Here is a 15,049-nt window from a genome sequence, read left to right on the forward strand (position 1 = left end):
TGGAACGGTCCACCTCATGAGACCGCCGACCATCCGCGATGTGGCCGAACGGGCCGGGGTGTCGAAATCGCTGGTCTCCCTGGTGCTGCGGGACTCGGGTCCGGTGCGCCCGGAGAAGCGGGAGGCCGTGCTGCGGGCCGTGCGCGAGCTGGGCTACCGGCCCAACGCGGCCGCCCGCAGCCTCAGCGAACAGCGCACCCGCACCATCGGCGTCCTCTTGGACGACCTGCGCAACCCCTGGTTCGTGGACCTGCTCGACGGCCTCAACCCGCCGCTGCACGCGGCCGGACTGCGCATGCTGCTCGCCGACGCCCGCCTCAACCGGCGGCTGGGCCACGACCTCGCCGAACCCTTCCTCGACCTGGGCGTGGACGGCCTGGTGGTGGTCGGCACGGTCCCGGACGCGGGCACCCTCGGGGTGCTCGCGCACCGGATGCCGGTGGTGGTGGCGGGCGCCCGTGAACCGCAGCCCGACGGGGTGGACGTGATCGCCGGGGACGACGAGCGCGGCGCCCGCCTGGCCACCGAGCACCTGCTCGACCTCGGCCACCGCAGGATCGCGCACCTCGCGGGCCACGGCGCCGTCGGCGAGCTGCGCCGGCGCGGCTTCGAGGCGGCGATGCGGGCCCGGGGCGCCGAGCCGCTGGTGGAGCCCGGCGACCTCACGGAGGAGGGCGGCTACCGGGGCACCGTACGGCTGCTCCGCCGCCCGCGGCGGCCCACGGCACTGTTCGCCGTCAACGACATGGCGTCGGTCGGCGCTCTGTCGGCCGCCGAGGAACTGGGCCTGAAGGTCCCGCGCGATCTGTCCGTGGCCGGCTACGACAACACCAGCATCTCCCGGCTGCGGCACGTCTGGCTGACCACCGTGGACGCCGCCCCGCACGAGGTCGGCCGCCGGGCCGCCCACTGCCTGCTCGACCGCTTCGACCGGCCGGGCACCCCGGGGCGGCTGCACCTGGCGGCGCCGACGCTGGAGATCCGGGGGACGACGGCCGCGGTGGCCGCCTCGGCGGGGGCTCCTAGAGGCTGACGGCGTACGCCTTGCGCAGCGTCTCGTGCACGGTCCACGTCGTACGGTCGCCCGCCCGCAGCACCGCCATGTCGCCCGGCCCGACCCGCAACGTCGGCCCGTCCTCGCACTCGATCGTCGCCGAGCCGCTGATCACGACGAACAGTTCGTCGGCCTCGGTGTCGGTGACCACGCCCGGGGTGATCTGCCAGATCCCGCGTATCCGCCGGCCGTCCGCCGACTGCCAGACCACCTTCCCGGTCACCTCCGGGTTCCCGGAGACGATCCGCGCGGGGTCGAGGGGCTCGGGTTCGAGGTCGGCGTCGGCGATGTGGAGCGCGAAACTGTGCGTCATGGGCCGACCCTAGTGGGGCCCGCACAGCCGCCGCCGTCGACAGAGTGTGCGGCATCGGACCTGGTCGCAGGACACTTCGTCGGGCCGCGCCGACTGGCGGCGCCGTGTGGCGGGCGCGACCGTGGAAGGCATGGCGGACTCGACCGCGGCGGCCCGCGAGCCGGACGGACCCCATGAGCACGCGCCGGACGGACGGCCGCCCGGCGGGCACAGCACCCGTGAGGCCGTCCTGTTCGGCGGGGTATACGGCGCCGTCCTCGCCAGCTCGATGGTCGCCGCCCTCAGCCGCTACGGCGGCACCACGCCCGCGAGCCGCCGCTACGACGCCGTCTGGCTGCTGGTGACCGCGCTCGCCTCCGCCATGGCCCACGGCTACGCCCACTACATCGCCGAGCGCGCCCCGCACCGCCGCGGGGACGGCCTGCGCGCCCTGCGCGGCGAGTGGCCGCTGGTCACGGCGGTACTGCCGACGGTGTTCCTGCTCGCCGGCTCGGGCTGGGGGTGGTGGCCGGCGAAGGGCGTGGAGTACCCCGCGTTCGTCCTCAACATCCTGATCCTCTTCACCCTCGGCCTGATCACCGCCCGGCAGGCCGCCCGCACCTGGCCGGCCGCCGTCCTGATGGGCCTCGGCGACGCCCTCCTCGGCCTCGTCGTCGTGGTCGCCAACGCCCTCATCAAGTGATCCGGCCGCCGATGCCCGGGCACCCGCGCGCATACGGTAGGGTTGACCTGCGTGATCACGCGGCACAGCCCGCGCGGAGCACGACGGGACGTGGCGCAGCTTGGTAGCGCACTTGACTGGGGGTCAAGGGGTCGCAGGTTCAAATCCTGTCGTCCCGACTGGAGACAGTCGCAGATCAGGGCCGGTTTCGGAGGCATCCGAAACCGGCCCTTGATCATTGTCGGAGACCAGTCGGGGACCGGCGCCCTTGAAGGGGCCCACAGGTTCCGAAACCCCCGCGTGAAGGTGCTCGTATCCGCTGCGTGGTGCGCAGGGCCGTCACACTGTCGGCTTGGAGGCCGTCGCGGGCTGGGTGTGCGTGTGGGCGGGAGCCGTCCAGGAGGCGAGGATGCGCAGTGCTTCGGCCGAGGGGGTTCCCGGTTCGGCGGTGAGCACCATGAGCCGCTGCCCGCTGCCGTCGGGGCTGGTCCAGGTGTCACAGTCCAGGGTGAGATCCCCGAGGACCCGGTGGCGGTAGCGCTTGGTGCCGTACGTCGCGCTGTTGACCCGGTGTTCGGCCCACCACGTGCGGAAATCAGGATCGAGGACGGCGAGTTCGCCGACCAGCCGGGCGAGTTCGGGTCGGTCGGGATCCGAGGCGGCTTCCATGCGCAGTGCAGCGACGGCGTCGCGGGCGTCGTGCTCCCACTCGGTGTGCAGTGCGCGGATCACGGGGTCGGTGAAGACGAGCCGTACGTAGTTGCGCCGCTGCACCGGGATCGCGCCGAAGTCCGTGTACAGCGCGGCGGCCGCGGGGTTCCAGGCGAGTACGTCCATGTACCGGCCGAGGACGATCGCCGGAGTGGCGGTCAGCTGGTCGAGGAGGCGCCGCATCGCCGGGCGCGGGCTCTGCCGGGTGTGCCGGCGTCGCGGCCGCGCGTCCGTCTTGCCGGCGATTTTGTACAGATACGCCTGCTGGTCCTCGTCGAGCCGCAGCGCGGCGGCGACGGCGGCGAGGGCGGAGGCGGAGGCTGGTGCGCGCCCCTGCTCAAGGCGGGTGTAGTAGTCGACGCTGATCGCTGCCAGCTGCGCGACCTCTTCCCGGCGCAGCCCCGCCACCTTCCGCTGCCGCCCGGTCTCGGGCAGGCCGACCTCACGCGGCGTCAGCTCGGCGCGGCGCGCCTTCAGGAAGGCGCCCACTTCCCCGGTGTCACGTGCGGAAGTCATGAACCCCATTGTGTGCACGAGGCTGCTTCGCGTGGGAGGGCAGGATCCTTCCGGGGGAGAAAACCACCGCTTGTACGCCCGCTGCCCTTGTTCGACGCTCACGTCATGAACCACATGGACATCACTTTCGACAGCGCCGGCATCCCTCTCGCCGGGCGCCTCCACCTTCCCGACGGGGAAGCCGCTACCCGGCCCGCGATCGTGGTCGGCCACCCCGCCAGCGGTGTCAAGGAGCAGGCCGCAGGTCTCTATGCCTCCCGCCTTGCCGAGCAGGGCTTCATCACGCTCGCCTTCGACGCCGCCTACCAGGGCGAGAGCGGCGGAGAACCACGCGGACTGGAGGATCCGGCGCACCGTGTCGAGGACCTCAAAGCGGCGGTGTCGTTCCTGAGCACCCGGCCGGAGGTCGACCCGGAACGCATCGGCGCGCTGGGCATCTGCGCCTCGGGCGGCTACGTCGTCCCGGCCGCGGCCACGGATCACCGCATCCGCGCCGTCGCGACCGTCAGCGCCGCCGACATCGGCCGCCAGTTCCGCAAGGGCGCCGACGACACCCAGGACCCCGCCGTGCTCCAGTCCATGCTGGATGCCGCCGCGGCGGCCCGGACCGCGGAAGCGCGCGGAGAGGGCGCGGGCGGCTTCCCCGTCTTCCCCGCGACCGCCGAGGAGGCTCGTGCGCTGGGCGGGCAGCACGGCGTCGAGGGCTTCGAGTACTACCGCACCGACCGTGCTCGGCATCCTCGCTCGGCGAAGGAGTTCACCTGGTCGAGCATCGACCGGATCGCCGTCTTCGAGCCCTTCCGCTTCATCGCCATGATCGCTCCGCGCCCCCTGCTGATGATCGTCGGCACCGAAGCGGTCACGCGGCACATGACCACCGAAGCGTTCGCCGACGCACAGGAGCCCAAAGAACTGCTCTGGATCGACGGAGCCGGCCACGTCGACCTCTACGACAAACCCGAGTACGTCGGTCCGGCGGTCGGGAAACTCGTCGGTTTCTTCGGTGCGCAACTCGCTGGTGACGCGCGCCGCACCGACATTGCCGCTGCTGCGTGAGGCGGGACGCGGTGCCTGTGCGGGCGTCGGTCACCACGCACCCGTGGACGTCTGTCAGGAGTCCGCCGCCGAATCCCGGACCGCTCGTCGTGTCCGGCGTTCCCGTCTACGAACCACCGCCCTGAAGCACGTCCTTGAGCCACTGCATTCCCGGAAGTTCGGCCTTGGTGCGGTCGTCCATGAACGCCTCGATGTCCATGTTGCCGAGCGCCAGGTTGACCACCATGCTTCCGACCCGCTCAGGGTCCATTCGGAAGGTGTACCCGATGGGGCCGTCCAGAGGCACGACCAGGACGCGATGGTCGGGATCGCGCATGGTGTTCCCGTCTGCGATCACCACGAGGTCCGCGGTCATGAGATCGGGGTTCTCCTGGTTGTCGAGGACCAGTGACATGAGCTGCTCCGGGCTGGAGCCCTCGTACGTCGGGTCGTCCACGGTGTGGATGTAGTCGCCGAAGTCCTTGATGGGGTCGTCGTAGCCGGGCCTGGGGCGGTAGACGGTATCGAGGAGCGACGTCCAGGCGGCATCATCGGTGAAGTCGGTGCGCACGAGCAGACCGAAGTTCTCCTGGGTGAGCAGGGGCAGGGCCCGGGTGGGGGGCTCGTAGCGCGGCGGAGGGTTGAGCGACTCCAGGTAGGTACCCGCGGGATCGGGGAGGGCGTCCTCCCAGTCCTCCGCCGTCTCGCCCTCCTCGGGCTCCCAATCGGGTTCGGCGGGGGCTTCCTCCTCGAAGTTCTCCAGGGTCGTCTCCTGGTACGGGAGGTGCAGCACCAGGTAGGTCAGGGCCGCCTGGCGGGGCGTGATCCGGAACGTGTCCCCGTCGGTGCCGCGGAACGCCAGCAGCGGACGCAGGTGGGGGTTGGCCGTGGTCCTGTCGTTGGCAAGCAGGACCAGGTCGGGAATCCACGTCCCGTCTGCGTCCAGGGCCTCGCGTACCTCGTCGGGGGTGGCGCCCTGCCAAGCGCGGTCGTCCACCACGATCAGGCGCCGGGGGATGGGCTCCCGCGGCACCGCGTCGGCCTCGTGTCCCGGGCGCGGTGCGACCAGACCGGGCAGTTCGCCTATGCGGGAGAGCACGTCACGCCAGGCGTCGTCGTCGCCGTGGTGGGTGCGGATCAGCAGCATGCCCGACACGCGCGGACCGTCATGGGCCGGGGGCAGGGGCAGGGCAGGGCGTGTCAAGGGCACCTCGCGAGTATCGCCGTGGACTGTCAGTTGCTCGTTCTACCAGCAGGCACTGACAAGCAGCCTGCGAGACCACTTGGCGGCCGTCCCCCTGGACACGGGCAGGCCTATCAGCCTGAGGACAGCCCACGTGTTCAGGTGCGGTCGCAGCCGGGGCCCGGTGCCGTGGGCTGGCGAGTTACGGGGCGGTGGGCGGCTGGAATGCGCACATGTCCGAGGTGTCGTCGGACCTGTTCGTCCCCGCGGCCCGTCCGAGTCCCGCGGCCCGGCGGCCCCGGGACTCGGGAAAGGCGTCAGCCGTCGCGGCCGGGGAGCATGGCCAGGGCCCGGGAGCGCTGGGCCACGAGGTCGTCGTAGGTGCCGTCGCGCTCGGCCCAGCGGTGGCCGAGCACGCCCTTCACGAGGATCTCGTGGGGCGTGGGCTCCGCCGAGAGGAGCTCCATGACCTCGGTGGCGAAGCCGTCGAGCGGCAGCGCGTGCGGGTTCACCTTCTCCTGGCCCGCCGTGGCGACGGCCGGCGGGACCAGTTCGACGACGTCGACACCGGTGCCGTCGAGCTGCGCGCGCAGCGCCTCGGAGTAGGCGTGCACCGCGGCCTTCGAGGCGGCGTAGCTGGGCATGGGCGGGAACGGCAGGAAGGCGATGCCGGAGGTGACGGTGACGAAGGTGCCGGCGCCCCGCCCGACCAGATGCGGGGTGAAGGCGTCGACGACCCGGATGGTGCCCAGCAGATTGGTGTCGATCGTCGTCCGGGCCGCCTCGAAGTGCGCGGGGTCGCGCAGGTCCTCCAGGAGCATGACGCCCGACATGGTGACCACCGTGTCCAGCTCCGGGTACCGGTCGAGCACGGTGTCGCGCAGGGCCCTGACGGAGGAATCGTCGGTGACGTCGACAGCGAACGTGCCGAAACCCTCTCCGGCGAGTTCCGCGAGGGCCTCCGGGCTGCGGCCGCCGACGGCCACGGTGCTGCCCGCCGCGGCGAACCGCCGGGCCAGCTCCCGGCCGATGCCCGAGGTTCCGCCGACGACCAGAACGGTGCGGTTCGAGAGATCCACGAGATCTTCCCTTCACATGGGTGAACAGTTCCCTCGCAGTCTCGGCCGCGCCCGCCGGGCGTGGCAGTGCCCCCGTTCTCCCTGGTCCTGCCAGGGCCCCCGCTCGTGCCCGCGCACCGCATTACGGTGTCGGTATGAAGGATGAGGAATCCGACAACCGGCTCGGCGCCTACCTGCGGGCCCGGCGTGAGCTGGTGACCCCGGAGCAGGCGGGGCTGCCGCCCGGCGGCAACCGCCGGGTGCCCGGCCTGCGCCGGGAGGAGGTCGCACTGCTCGCCGGGATCAGCCCCGACTACTACCTGCGCCTGGAACGCGGCCGGGACAAGAACCCCTCGGTCCAGGTCCTCGAAGCCCTCGCGCGCGTCCTGCGGTTCGACGACGTCGAGCGGACGTATCTGCTCGGCCTCGCGGCGGCACGCCCCAGGGCGCCGCGCCGCAAGCGGCCCGAGCACGTGCCGGCGCGGGTGCACCAGCTGCTCGCCCACCTCCAGATCCCCGCGTTCGTCGAAGGGCGGGCGTTCGATGTCCTGGCCTCGAACCCGATGGCCGTCGCCCTCTCCCCGCGCCTGCGACCCGGCGAGAACCGGCTGCGCTCCCTGCTCCTCGACCCCGAGGAGCGGGCCTTCCACGAGGACTGGGCGAGGGCCACCGCCGACTTCGTCGCGGCCCTGCGCACCACCATCGGGGACGACACCGACAACCCCCGGTTCGTCGAGCTGGTCGGCGAACTCGCGCTGTCCAGCCAGCGGTTCCGCACCCTGTGGGCCCGCCACGACGTCCGCGGCCTCGACGGGGGCACGACCACGGTCCACCACCCCGTCGTCGGCGAACTGCGCCTGCACCGCGACAAACTCCCGGTCGACGACGTCATCCTCGTCGTCTACTACCCCGACAAGGACAGCGACAGCGACGAGAAGCTGCGGCTGCTCGCCGCGCTGTCGCACAGCGGGGCCGACGGGACCACCGGCCCGGCGCAGGACGGAACGGCGGACGCCACGCGCGGGTGACGGGGCGCGCGGGACGGGCACCGCCCGGCACGAGCGCGTCGAGGACACGGCCCAGGGGCGGGGTCGCCTCGGCGTGTCGGGGGATGGCAGGATGTCGGGATGCGCTGGGAGTCAGAGACGTTCGTGCAGGTCCGACGGCATAGTCGGGTCTTCGAGGTCGTGGTGCGCGGTGAGATCGACTACGACGAGAGCGACCTGCTCGGCGCTGCCTGGGACGAGGCGGACGAGTGCGACATGCCCGCCACGGTGGTGGACCTGACGGGGCTGACCTTCGGCGACAGCCAGCTGCTCCGTTCGCTGCTGGACGCGCGGCGGCGCCACCAGGCGAACGGCCGCGTCTTCGTCCTCCTCGGCCCCTTGCAGGAGAGCGTCACCAGGCTGCTCACCATCAGCGGCACCCTGGAACACTTCACCCTCACGAACTCCCGCGCCGAGGCGGTGCGTACCACCGGCGGGTGGTGAAGGCGCCGCTCGTGCCGCGCCGGTCGGCGTGATCGTCGTCACGCCGTGCATGTGCGGCGCGGACCGGGGTAACCGGGCGCGAGCAAGGACAGCCGCCTCAAGGGCGGCTCGGGTACGAAAGGGGAGCGGGTTGACTGCGATCGGCGCGGTGAAGACGGACGTCTGCGCGGCAGACGGGACGGTGGAGTTGACCGGAGTCACGGACCCCGCTGCTGTGGCCCCCAAGGACGCGCGCGAGCTGTCGAAGGTCTTCTTCGACCAGCTGGCACGGCTGGAGGAGGGCACGCCGGAGTATCAGTACGCGCGCAACACGCTGATCGAGATGAACATGTCCCTGGTCCGCTACGCGGCCGGCCGGTTCCGCAGCCGCGGGCCGGAGGAGATGGAGGACATCGTCCAGGTCGGCATGATCGGGCTGATCAAGGCGATCGACCGGTTCGAGATCTCCCGGGAGGTGGAGTTCACCTCCTTCGCCGTGCCGTACATCGTGGGCGAGATCAAGCGGTTCTTCCGTGACACGTCCTGGGCGGTGCACGTGCCGCGGCGGTTGCAGGAGGCCCGGGTGCAGCTGGCCCGCGCCACCGAGGAACTGCGCAGCCGGCTGGGCCGTACGCCCACCGTCAAGGAACTGTCCGAGCTGATGTGCCTGTCCGAGGACGAGGTCGTCGAGGCCCGGCTGGCCTCCAACGGCTACAACTCCGCCTCCCTGGACGCGGCCATCGGCGGCAGCGAGGACGGCGAGTCCGCGTTGCAGGACTTCATCGGGGCCGAGGACGCGGCGCTCGAACTGGTCGAGGACTTCCACGCCCTCGCGCCGATGATCGCCGAACTGGAGGAGCGCGACCGGCTGCTGCTGCACCTGCGGTTCGTGGAGGAGCTCACCCAGGCCCAGATCGGCGAGCGGCTCGGGGTGTCCCAGATGCATGTCTCCCGGCTGCTGTCGCGCACGCTCAAGCGACTCAAGGAGGGTCTGCTGGCCACTGCGTGACAGACGTCACAAAAAACGGGGGATGGAGTCCGGGATGCGGGGTATTGGCGGGCGAGTGAACGCAGTGCGAACGACTTCCATGGCGTCCTGGGCCCCCGCCGGCGCCGGGCGGAGCATGCCCGCCGAACCGCCCGCCGCGGCCGTGGAGTTCGACGGCGACGTCGGCTGCATCGCCGCGGCGCGGCACCACGCGGCCCGGTTCCTGGACCGCGTGCGGGCGGAACACGGCATCGAGGTCTCCGACCGGGCCCTGGACCTCACCCAGCTCGTGGTCAGCGAAGTGGTCACCAACGCCTGCAAGTACGCTCCCGGCCCGTTCGGCCTGGACCTGCGGATCGTCGGCGGCCTGATCGAGATCTCGGTGCGGGACTCCGACCCCGTGCTGCCGGTGGCCCGGGCCGCCGAACCGAGCCGGGTGGGCCAGCACGGCCTGGAGATCGTCCTGGCCGTCGCCGAGACCTTCGAGGCGCACCGCGAGGGGACGGGCAAGAGGGTCACCGCCCGCGTCGCCCTCGCCGACAAAGGTCCCACCGGGCGCGCGGCCGGCCAAACTCCCGGCGCGTGCCCCGCTGTGAACGCCCCCGGCGCACGGTGACACACCCGGTCCGCGGCGCCCGCCGGGGCCGGGATGCGGACCTGCCCTTCTTCCCGATGCCTGACGGGCCCCCAGGCGGTTTACCGACGGCGGCAATTGTCCCCGGCCGGGCGAAGCGGGTTGCGTCCGGCAGCAGGATGCGCAACTGTTGCCGGAAGGCATCTATTTCCCAGGGCAGGAAGGTGGTGGGGCGCGCATCAGGCGTGCCCCTGCTTGTGTGCGCATTTCGCGGCTCCCCCGCAAGCCCGCGCGACGTCGCCGCCCGTGTCGGTGCGGCGTGGGGCGAGGCCCCCTGCCCCGTGCTGGTCGTCGACCGGCACGGCGCCCTCGTGCGGCTCAACCGGGCCGCCCGCTCCCTCCTGCCGCAGGCCGCCGACGGCGACCGGCTGGACGGCGTCGCGCCGTCCTGGCTGTCCGACGCCCATCGGCACGTGGTCGAAGGCACGCCGGGCGCCACGCCGGGCCCGCTGACCGGCGTCATCGACGAACGCGTCTTCGAGGCCCATCCCTCGCCGTCCACGGACGGGGGCGTGGTGTGGTGGCTGGTCGACGACACCGACCGCCGGCGGGCCGAACGGGCCCTGCACAGCGCCCAGGAGCGGGCCGGCGTCCTCGCGGAGGCGTCCAGCCGGCTCCTGTCCACGCTGAACGTGCCCCGCTGCATGGAGGAGGTCGCCGCCATGGCCGCCGAGCACCTGGCCGAGGCGGCCGTGCTCGTGGCACCCCCGCACCGCCGGCGCCACACCCTGACGTACGCGCGCCGCGGCGGTCCGGTGAGCCAGGTGACCCGGACGATCGACCCGTTCGGCGTGCACGGCCTCAGCGAGGCCCTCCAGGGCTTCCCGCCCGTGCCGGCACGCTGGATCGATCCCCACGACATCCCGGACTGGCTGCTCCCCGACGGGTTCACCGAGCCGCCCGGTTCCGTCATCATCGCCCCGCTGCCCGGCCACGGGGTGCCCGCCGGGGCGCTGGTGCTGCTGCGCGCCGGCACCGAGAGGTCCTTCTCCGACGGGGAGGAGGCCTTCGCCCGGCTGTTCGCCGCACGGGCCGGTGCCGCCCTGTCCGCGGCCCGGCTCTACACCGAACAGGCCGCCATCACCGCCACCTTGATGCGCGAACTGCTCCCGCCCACCCTGGAGCGGGTGCACGGGGTGGAGTACGCGGCCGGATACCGTCCGGCCAAGGACCACGAACGGGTCGGCGGCGACTTCTACGACTTCCACCCCGGCGCCGGCCCCGACCAGGAGACGGTCGTCGTCCTCGGCGACGTCGCGGGCAAGGGCCTGGACGCGGCCGTGCTGACCGGCAAGATCCGCAACACCCTGCATGCGCTGCTGCCGCTCGCCGCCGACCACCAGCGGGTCCTGACCCTGCTCAACGGCGCCCTGCTGACCTCACACCACGCCCGGTTCGCCACGCTGGTGCTCGCCTCGGTGAGCCGCCGGGACGGGCGCGTGCGGGCCCGGCTGACCAGCGCCGGACACCTGCCGCCGCTGATCGTCCGCGCCAACGGCGAGGTGGAGCAGGTCCCCACCCGCGGCACGCTGGTCGGCGCGCTGCCGGCGGTGAGCGCGCACACGGTCGAGACGACGCTGGCGCCGGGGGAGACCTGCCTGCTGTACACCGACGGGATCACCGAGGCCCGTGGCGGCCCGCTCGGTGACGAGTTCTTCGGAGAGGCCCGGCTCAGGCGCGCGTTGGCCGAGTGCGCGGGCATGCCGGCCGAAGCCGTCGTGGAACGGGTGCAGATGCTCGCCGCCCAGTGGCTCGGCGGGGGCCGCCACGACGACATGGCCGTCCTCGCCATCAGCGCGCCCAGGAGCGGTCCGCCGTCAGTGGCGGACGGCGAGGGCCGGCCGTCGCGGATCAGGAGGAGCAGCAGGTGAGTCGGGTCGCCCGGGCCGCCGCGCAGCGCGCGCGGCTGTGGGAAGCCGTCGTGGCCGGTGACGAGTACGCCGGCGTGGCCGCCGTCGAGGCGGCGCTGGCCGCCGGGATGGACGCGGAGACGGCGCTGCTGGACGTGATCGCCCCGGTGCAGGAGAAGATCGGCGAGGAGTGGGCCGCCGACCGGATCGGCGTCGCGGTGGAGCACGCCGCCACGGCCGTCAACGAGCGGGTGGTCGCCGCCGTGGCCCGCATGTCGGCGGGCGGCGACGGCCCGGCGCCCCGGGGCCGGGTGACCGTCGGCTGCGTGGACGGCGAGTGGCACGCCTTCCCGGCCCGGCTGGTGGCCGAGGTGCTGCGGCTGCGCGGCTGGCAGGTGGACTACCTCGGCGCCCAGACGCCCACCCCGCACCTCATCGCCCATCTGCACCACACCGACCCGCGGGCCATGCTGCTGTCCGGCTCGCTCCCGACCCGGCTGCCGGCCGCCCACACGGCGATCACCGCCTGCCAGGCCGTCGGCGTCCCGGTCCTGGCCGGTGGCCGCGCCTTCGGCCGGGACGGCGAGTACGCCCGGGCACTGGGGGCCGACGCCTGGGCCCCGGACGCCCGCGGCGCGGCGGACGTGCTGGCGCGCGGCCTGCCGCGGCCGGCCCCCGCCGCGGCCCGGCAGGTGGTCGACGACCTGCCGCACCTGGCCGACCAGGAGTACACGTTGGTCGTCCACTCCCGCGGGCGGCTGGTGAAGCAGACCCTCGCCGATCTGGAGGACCGCTTCCACGCGGTGCGCTCCTACACCGACGTGCAGCGGGAACGGACGGCCGAGGACGTCGCCCACATCGTCGACTTCCTGGCCTGCGCCCTCTACGTCGACGACGCCGAGGTGTTCGCCACGTTCCTCGCCTGGACCGCGGGCATACTCGAGGCACGCGGTGTCCCGGCGCGTTCCCTGCGGGCGGGGCTGGACCTCCTCGCCGCCCAACTGCGCGACTTTCCCCGCGCGTTGCGCCTCCTGGACGAGGGGAACCGCGCCCTCGACGCCCGCCCCGGTGACCTCACCGCCCGCCCCGGCACCCGCGCATGACCGGTTACTTCCCCGCCGAGTTCAGCGTGGAGATCACGGAGGATCCCGCGGGCTGCACCGTGCGCATCGCGGGTGAGCTGGACTACGACACCAGCGACGAACTGGTGGAGACCGTCGTCGGGCATCTGCGCGGCCACCGGCACACCGCCGAGGTACGGCTGGACTTCGGCGGCCTGACCTGGATCGACTCCTCCGGCCTCTCCGCCCTGCTGATGATCCACCGGACCACCAGCGCGCTCGGCGCCGCCCTGCGCCTGGACAACCGGCCGGGCTTCCTCGACCACCGGCTGCGCCTCACCGACATCCTCGACCACCTCACCGGTCCCGTGACCGCCGCGGAACTTCCCGGCCCCGAGGAGGACGGCGACCACACCCGGGCCGGGGTCCCCTGAAGGGATGCTCGGTACCTCCGCCGAGAGGTGCGCCACACCCGGCGCGCACAGCGCGCTTTCAGGGGTAAGCGCAGTGGTGAGGAGGTTGTGAGATGCCTGCGTATGACGGTCACATACTTGCAGTTGCCGTTTGACAACTATCGCCGGATGGCAACAAGGTAGCCGTGTCGCATGGGCACGGGGAGGGAACAGGGATGCTCCGGTCGGCGCAGGCCGCTCCGTGCGCGAGCCGCCGTGCACGGCGGGCGATCACGCGCCGCGCTGCGGTTCAGGCGGACTTGCTGCCCGATCCGTGCGCCTGCTCGTCGTGTATCTGGGCCGCCGCCGCGGCGCAGAACGCCTCCAGCCCTTCGGCGAGGGCGGTCCGCTTCCCCGCCGGCATCAGTTCCAGCACCGCCCGAAGCTCGGCCTCGCGGCGTCCGCGCAGGTCGGCGAGGAAGGCGCGGCCCCGGCCGCTGAGGCCGAGGCGTACCTCGCGCCGGTCTTCCGGACTGTGCCGGCGTTCCACGAAGCCGGCCGCCTGGAGCCGGTCGAACAACCGGCTGGTCGCGGGCGGGGTCGAGGCGAGCGACTCGGCGAGCGTGCGCATGTTGACGCCGTCGTTGTGCTCCAGGATGTGCAGCAGGCGCAGCTGGGACGCCGAGGCGGGCGCGGTGGAGGCCCGGCCCCACAGGACTTCCAGCAACTCCGCGGCCGTGGAGGTCACGCGTGCGATCTCGTCGGGCTCCGGGCGGCGGTGGAAGGCAGTCACGGTCACACTCTCGCAGGCACTGGGGTGCCCGCCAGCGTACTAGCTATGGGTGCCGGCGGCGGATGGCCCGAGCGAACGGCGCGGTCCACGGGGTGTGGCACCCCGCGCCCGTCAGGTCCACACGCCGTCCGGCGACACAGATTGGTTCATTCCTCATCGTGAAGAGACTCATCGCCGCCGAACGCGCCCTGCGGACGGCGGCCCCCCACCAGTTGCTGGACGCTCTCGGCCGCGTACTGAAGGAGCAGTACGCGGCTGAGGCCGTCGAGTTCTTGATGGCCGACTACGGCCTGAGCGTGCTCCAGCCGGTTTCCGTACCGCCGCGGGCGTCGTGGCCGGTGTCGGTGTTCAACACGCCGGCGGGCCGTGCCTTCGGCTCGCAGCGCTGCCACGCCGAGCACTGCCGGGACGGCCGGGTACGGCTCCATCTGCCGGTCACGGTGCGAGGTGACCGGATCGGCGTGCTGTCCGTGACGCTGCCCGGCCCCGACCACGCCCGCCACGACGAGGCGGAACTGTGCGAGGTCGCCGAGGTGCTGGGACGTGAGGTGCTGGTGGCCGAGCGCGACACGGACCTGTTCGTGCAGGCGCGGCGCAAGGACCGGCTGACCCTCGCCGCCGAGATGCAGTGGCAGCTGCTGCCCGGCCGGTCGTTCTCGCTGCCCGAGTACGACCTGGCCGCCCAGCTGGAGCCCGCCTACGCCATCTTCGGCGACAACTACGACTGGTCGGCCACCGCCGACCGCCTGATGCTGTACGTCACCAACGGCATGGGCGAGGGGATGGAGGCGTCCTTGCTGACCACCCTCGCCATCAACGCGCTGCGCAACGCGCGGCGGGCCGGGGTCTCCATCGCCGACCAGGCCGCCCTGGCGGACCAGGCCGTCTACGGCCACTACCGCGGACGCTGCCATCTGTCGGTCCTGCTGTTCGACTTCGACGTGGCCACCGGGCGGGTGAGCGTGGTGGACGCCGGCTCCCCCCATCTGCTGCGGCTGCGGCGCGGCGTGGTGGAGCGGATCACGTTCGACGCCCAGCTGCCCCTCGGCATGTTCGAGGAGACCGACTACGTGGCCCAGGAGTTCGAGGTCGAGCCCGGGGACCGGCTCGTCTTCGTCAGCGACGGGGTGCACGCGGTGGCCTCGCCCCTGGGGGAGCCCTATGGGGACGCCGCCCTGGTCCGGGCGATCCAGTCCACCCGGCTGCTGCCCGCGGCGGAGGTGCCGCGCACCGTCCTGCGCGAGCTGACCGGCCACCGGTACGGGGCCGAGCCGGAGGACGACGCGCTGGTGGTCTGCCTGGACTGGCGGGGCCGGCCGGACGTGCACTGA

At 72.7% G+C, this 15,049-nt stretch carries 16 protein-coding genes and 1 tRNA gene; 12 read left to right on the top strand and 5 right to left on the bottom strand.

What is annotated here, in order from left to right; genetic code table 11:
- Window positions 1–16: 16 nt before the first annotated feature.
- Complete coding sequence (locus ACSP97_RS30530) at window positions 17–1,033, top strand: LacI family DNA-binding transcriptional regulator (protein WP_440555236.1); 1,017 nt, start codon at window positions 17–19, stop codon at window positions 1,031–1,033.
- Here the strand turns inward: ACSP97_RS30530 and ACSP97_RS30535 are convergent.
- On the bottom strand, window positions 1,023–1,367 hold the full coding sequence (locus ACSP97_RS30535) for a cupin domain-containing protein (protein ID WP_355529905.1): 345 nt from the start codon (window positions 1,365–1,367) through the stop codon (window positions 1,023–1,025). The two genes, ACSP97_RS30530 and ACSP97_RS30535, sit on opposite strands and share 11 nt — an antisense overlap.
- A 130-nt stretch (window positions 1,368–1,497) precedes the next feature.
- Here ACSP97_RS30535 and ACSP97_RS30540 point away from each other — a divergent pair, with 130 nt between their 5' ends.
- Window positions 1,498–2,049: a hypothetical protein gene (locus tag ACSP97_RS30540; protein WP_355153076.1), complete on the top strand. Its 552-nt coding sequence runs from the start codon at window positions 1,498–1,500 to the stop codon at window positions 2,047–2,049.
- A gap of 84 nt (window positions 2,050–2,133) precedes the next feature.
- A tRNA-Pro gene (locus ACSP97_RS30545) sits at window positions 2,134–2,207 on the top strand.
- 160 nt (window positions 2,208–2,367) lie between these two features.
- On the opposite strand, the gene ACSP97_RS30550 is transcribed toward ACSP97_RS30545, so the two are convergent.
- Entirely contained in the window at window positions 2,368–3,255 is an 888-nt protein-coding gene (locus tag ACSP97_RS30550) for an MmyB family transcriptional regulator (RefSeq protein ID WP_440555239.1), read from the bottom strand.
- A 114-nt stretch (window positions 3,256–3,369) separates the two neighbouring features.
- Between ACSP97_RS30550 and ACSP97_RS30555 the strand changes: the two genes are divergently transcribed.
- The gene (locus tag ACSP97_RS30555) at window positions 3,370–4,311 is read left to right on the top strand and encodes an alpha/beta hydrolase (RefSeq protein ID WP_440558496.1); all 942 of its coding nucleotides are present in this window, start codon (window positions 3,370–3,372) and stop codon (window positions 4,309–4,311) included.
- A gap of 106 nt (window positions 4,312–4,417) precedes the next feature.
- On the opposite strand, the gene ACSP97_RS30560 is transcribed toward ACSP97_RS30555, so the two are convergent.
- Entirely contained in the window at window positions 4,418–5,437 is a 1,020-nt protein-coding gene (locus ACSP97_RS30560; RefSeq protein ID WP_355323124.1) for a DUF6924 domain-containing protein, read from the bottom strand.
- A gap of 353 nt (window positions 5,438–5,790) precedes the next feature.
- Complete coding sequence (locus tag ACSP97_RS30565; protein ID WP_382073375.1) at window positions 5,791–6,552, bottom strand: SDR family oxidoreductase; 762 nt, start codon at window positions 6,550–6,552, stop codon at window positions 5,791–5,793.
- 134 nt (window positions 6,553–6,686) lie between these two features.
- Between ACSP97_RS30565 and ACSP97_RS30570 the strand changes: the two genes are divergently transcribed.
- The 7 genes from ACSP97_RS30570 to ACSP97_RS30600 all read left to right on the top strand — a co-directional run bounded on the left by ACSP97_RS30570 (window position 6,687) and on the right by ACSP97_RS30600 (window position 12,967).
- Window positions 6,687–7,559, top strand: coding sequence for a helix-turn-helix transcriptional regulator (locus ACSP97_RS30570; RefSeq protein WP_440555241.1), 873 nt, complete (start codon window positions 6,687–6,689; stop codon window positions 7,557–7,559).
- 99 nt (window positions 7,560–7,658) lie between these two features.
- Entirely contained in the window at window positions 7,659–8,021 is a 363-nt protein-coding gene (locus ACSP97_RS30575) for an STAS domain-containing protein (protein WP_355322984.1), read from the top strand.
- Between the two features lie 130 nt (window positions 8,022–8,151).
- On the top strand, window positions 8,152–9,009 hold the full coding sequence (locus ACSP97_RS30580) for an RNA polymerase sigma factor SigF (RefSeq protein ID WP_440555243.1): 858 nt from the start codon (window positions 8,152–8,154) through the stop codon (window positions 9,007–9,009).
- A gap of 115 nt (window positions 9,010–9,124) precedes the next feature.
- Complete coding sequence (locus ACSP97_RS30585) at window positions 9,125–9,604, top strand: ATP-binding protein (protein WP_440558497.1); 480 nt, start codon at window positions 9,125–9,127, stop codon at window positions 9,602–9,604.
- Between the two features lie 299 nt (window positions 9,605–9,903).
- Window positions 9,904–11,493: a SpoIIE family protein phosphatase gene (locus tag ACSP97_RS30590; protein WP_440555245.1), complete on the top strand. Its 1,590-nt coding sequence runs from the start codon at window positions 9,904–9,906 to the stop codon at window positions 11,491–11,493.
- Window positions 11,490–12,575, top strand: coding sequence for a cobalamin B12-binding domain-containing protein (locus ACSP97_RS30595; protein ID WP_355529921.1), 1,086 nt, complete (start codon window positions 11,490–11,492; stop codon window positions 12,573–12,575). The genes ACSP97_RS30590 and ACSP97_RS30595 overlap by 4 nt, the downstream gene beginning before the upstream one ends.
- Window positions 12,572–12,967 carry an STAS domain-containing protein gene (locus tag ACSP97_RS30600; protein WP_355153088.1) on the top strand — a complete coding sequence of 132 codons (396 nt, stop codon included), beginning with the start codon at window positions 12,572–12,574 and terminating at the stop codon, window positions 12,965–12,967. The genes ACSP97_RS30595 and ACSP97_RS30600 overlap by 4 nt, the downstream gene beginning before the upstream one ends.
- 268 nt (window positions 12,968–13,235) lie before the next feature.
- Here the strand turns inward: ACSP97_RS30600 and ACSP97_RS30605 are convergent, their stop codons facing one another.
- A complete protein-coding gene (locus tag ACSP97_RS30605) occupies window positions 13,236–13,724 on the bottom strand; it encodes a MarR family winged helix-turn-helix transcriptional regulator (RefSeq protein WP_355153089.1) in 489 nt (162 codons plus the stop codon).
- A gap of 152 nt (window positions 13,725–13,876) precedes the next feature.
- Between ACSP97_RS30605 and ACSP97_RS30610 the strand changes: the two genes are divergently transcribed.
- On the top strand, window positions 13,877–15,049 hold the full coding sequence (locus ACSP97_RS30610) for a PP2C family protein-serine/threonine phosphatase (RefSeq protein ID WP_440555248.1): 1,173 nt from the start codon (window positions 13,877–13,879) through the stop codon (window positions 15,047–15,049).

It is taken from the genome of Streptomyces sp. SCPE 10 (genome assembly GCF_051980735.1).
GTDB classification, from domain to species: domain Bacteria; phylum Actinomycetota; class Actinomycetes; order Streptomycetales; family Streptomycetaceae; genus Streptomyces; species Streptomyces misionensis.

Coding starts and splice junctions, on each gene's coding strand:
- ACSP97_RS30530 (WP_440555236.1), top strand. CDS start 17: ATGAGACCGCCGACCATCCGCGATGTGGCCGAACGGGCCGGGGTGTCG.
- ACSP97_RS30535 (WP_355529905.1), bottom strand. CDS start 1,367: ATGACGCACAGTTTCGCGCTCCACATCGCCGACGCCGACCTCGAACCC.
- ACSP97_RS30540 (WP_355153076.1), top strand. CDS start 1,498: ATGGCGGACTCGACCGCGGCGGCCCGCGAGCCGGACGGACCCCATGAG.
- ACSP97_RS30550 (WP_440555239.1), bottom strand. CDS start 3,255: ATGACTTCCGCACGTGACACCGGGGAAGTGGGCGCCTTCCTGAAGGCG.
- ACSP97_RS30555 (WP_440558496.1), top strand. CDS start 3,370: ATGGACATCACTTTCGACAGCGCCGGCATCCCTCTCGCCGGGCGCCTC.
- ACSP97_RS30560 (WP_355323124.1), bottom strand. CDS start 5,437: ATGCTGCTGATCCGCACCCACCACGGCGACGACGACGCCTGGCGTGAC.
- ACSP97_RS30570 (WP_440555241.1), top strand. CDS start 6,687: ATGAAGGATGAGGAATCCGACAACCGGCTCGGCGCCTACCTGCGGGCC.
- ACSP97_RS30575 (WP_355322984.1), top strand. CDS start 7,659: ATGCGCTGGGAGTCAGAGACGTTCGTGCAGGTCCGACGGCATAGTCGG.
- ACSP97_RS30585 (WP_440558497.1), top strand. CDS start 9,125: ATGCCCGCCGAACCGCCCGCCGCGGCCGTGGAGTTCGACGGCGACGTC.
- ACSP97_RS30600 (WP_355153088.1), top strand. CDS start 12,572: ATGACCGGTTACTTCCCCGCCGAGTTCAGCGTGGAGATCACGGAGGAT.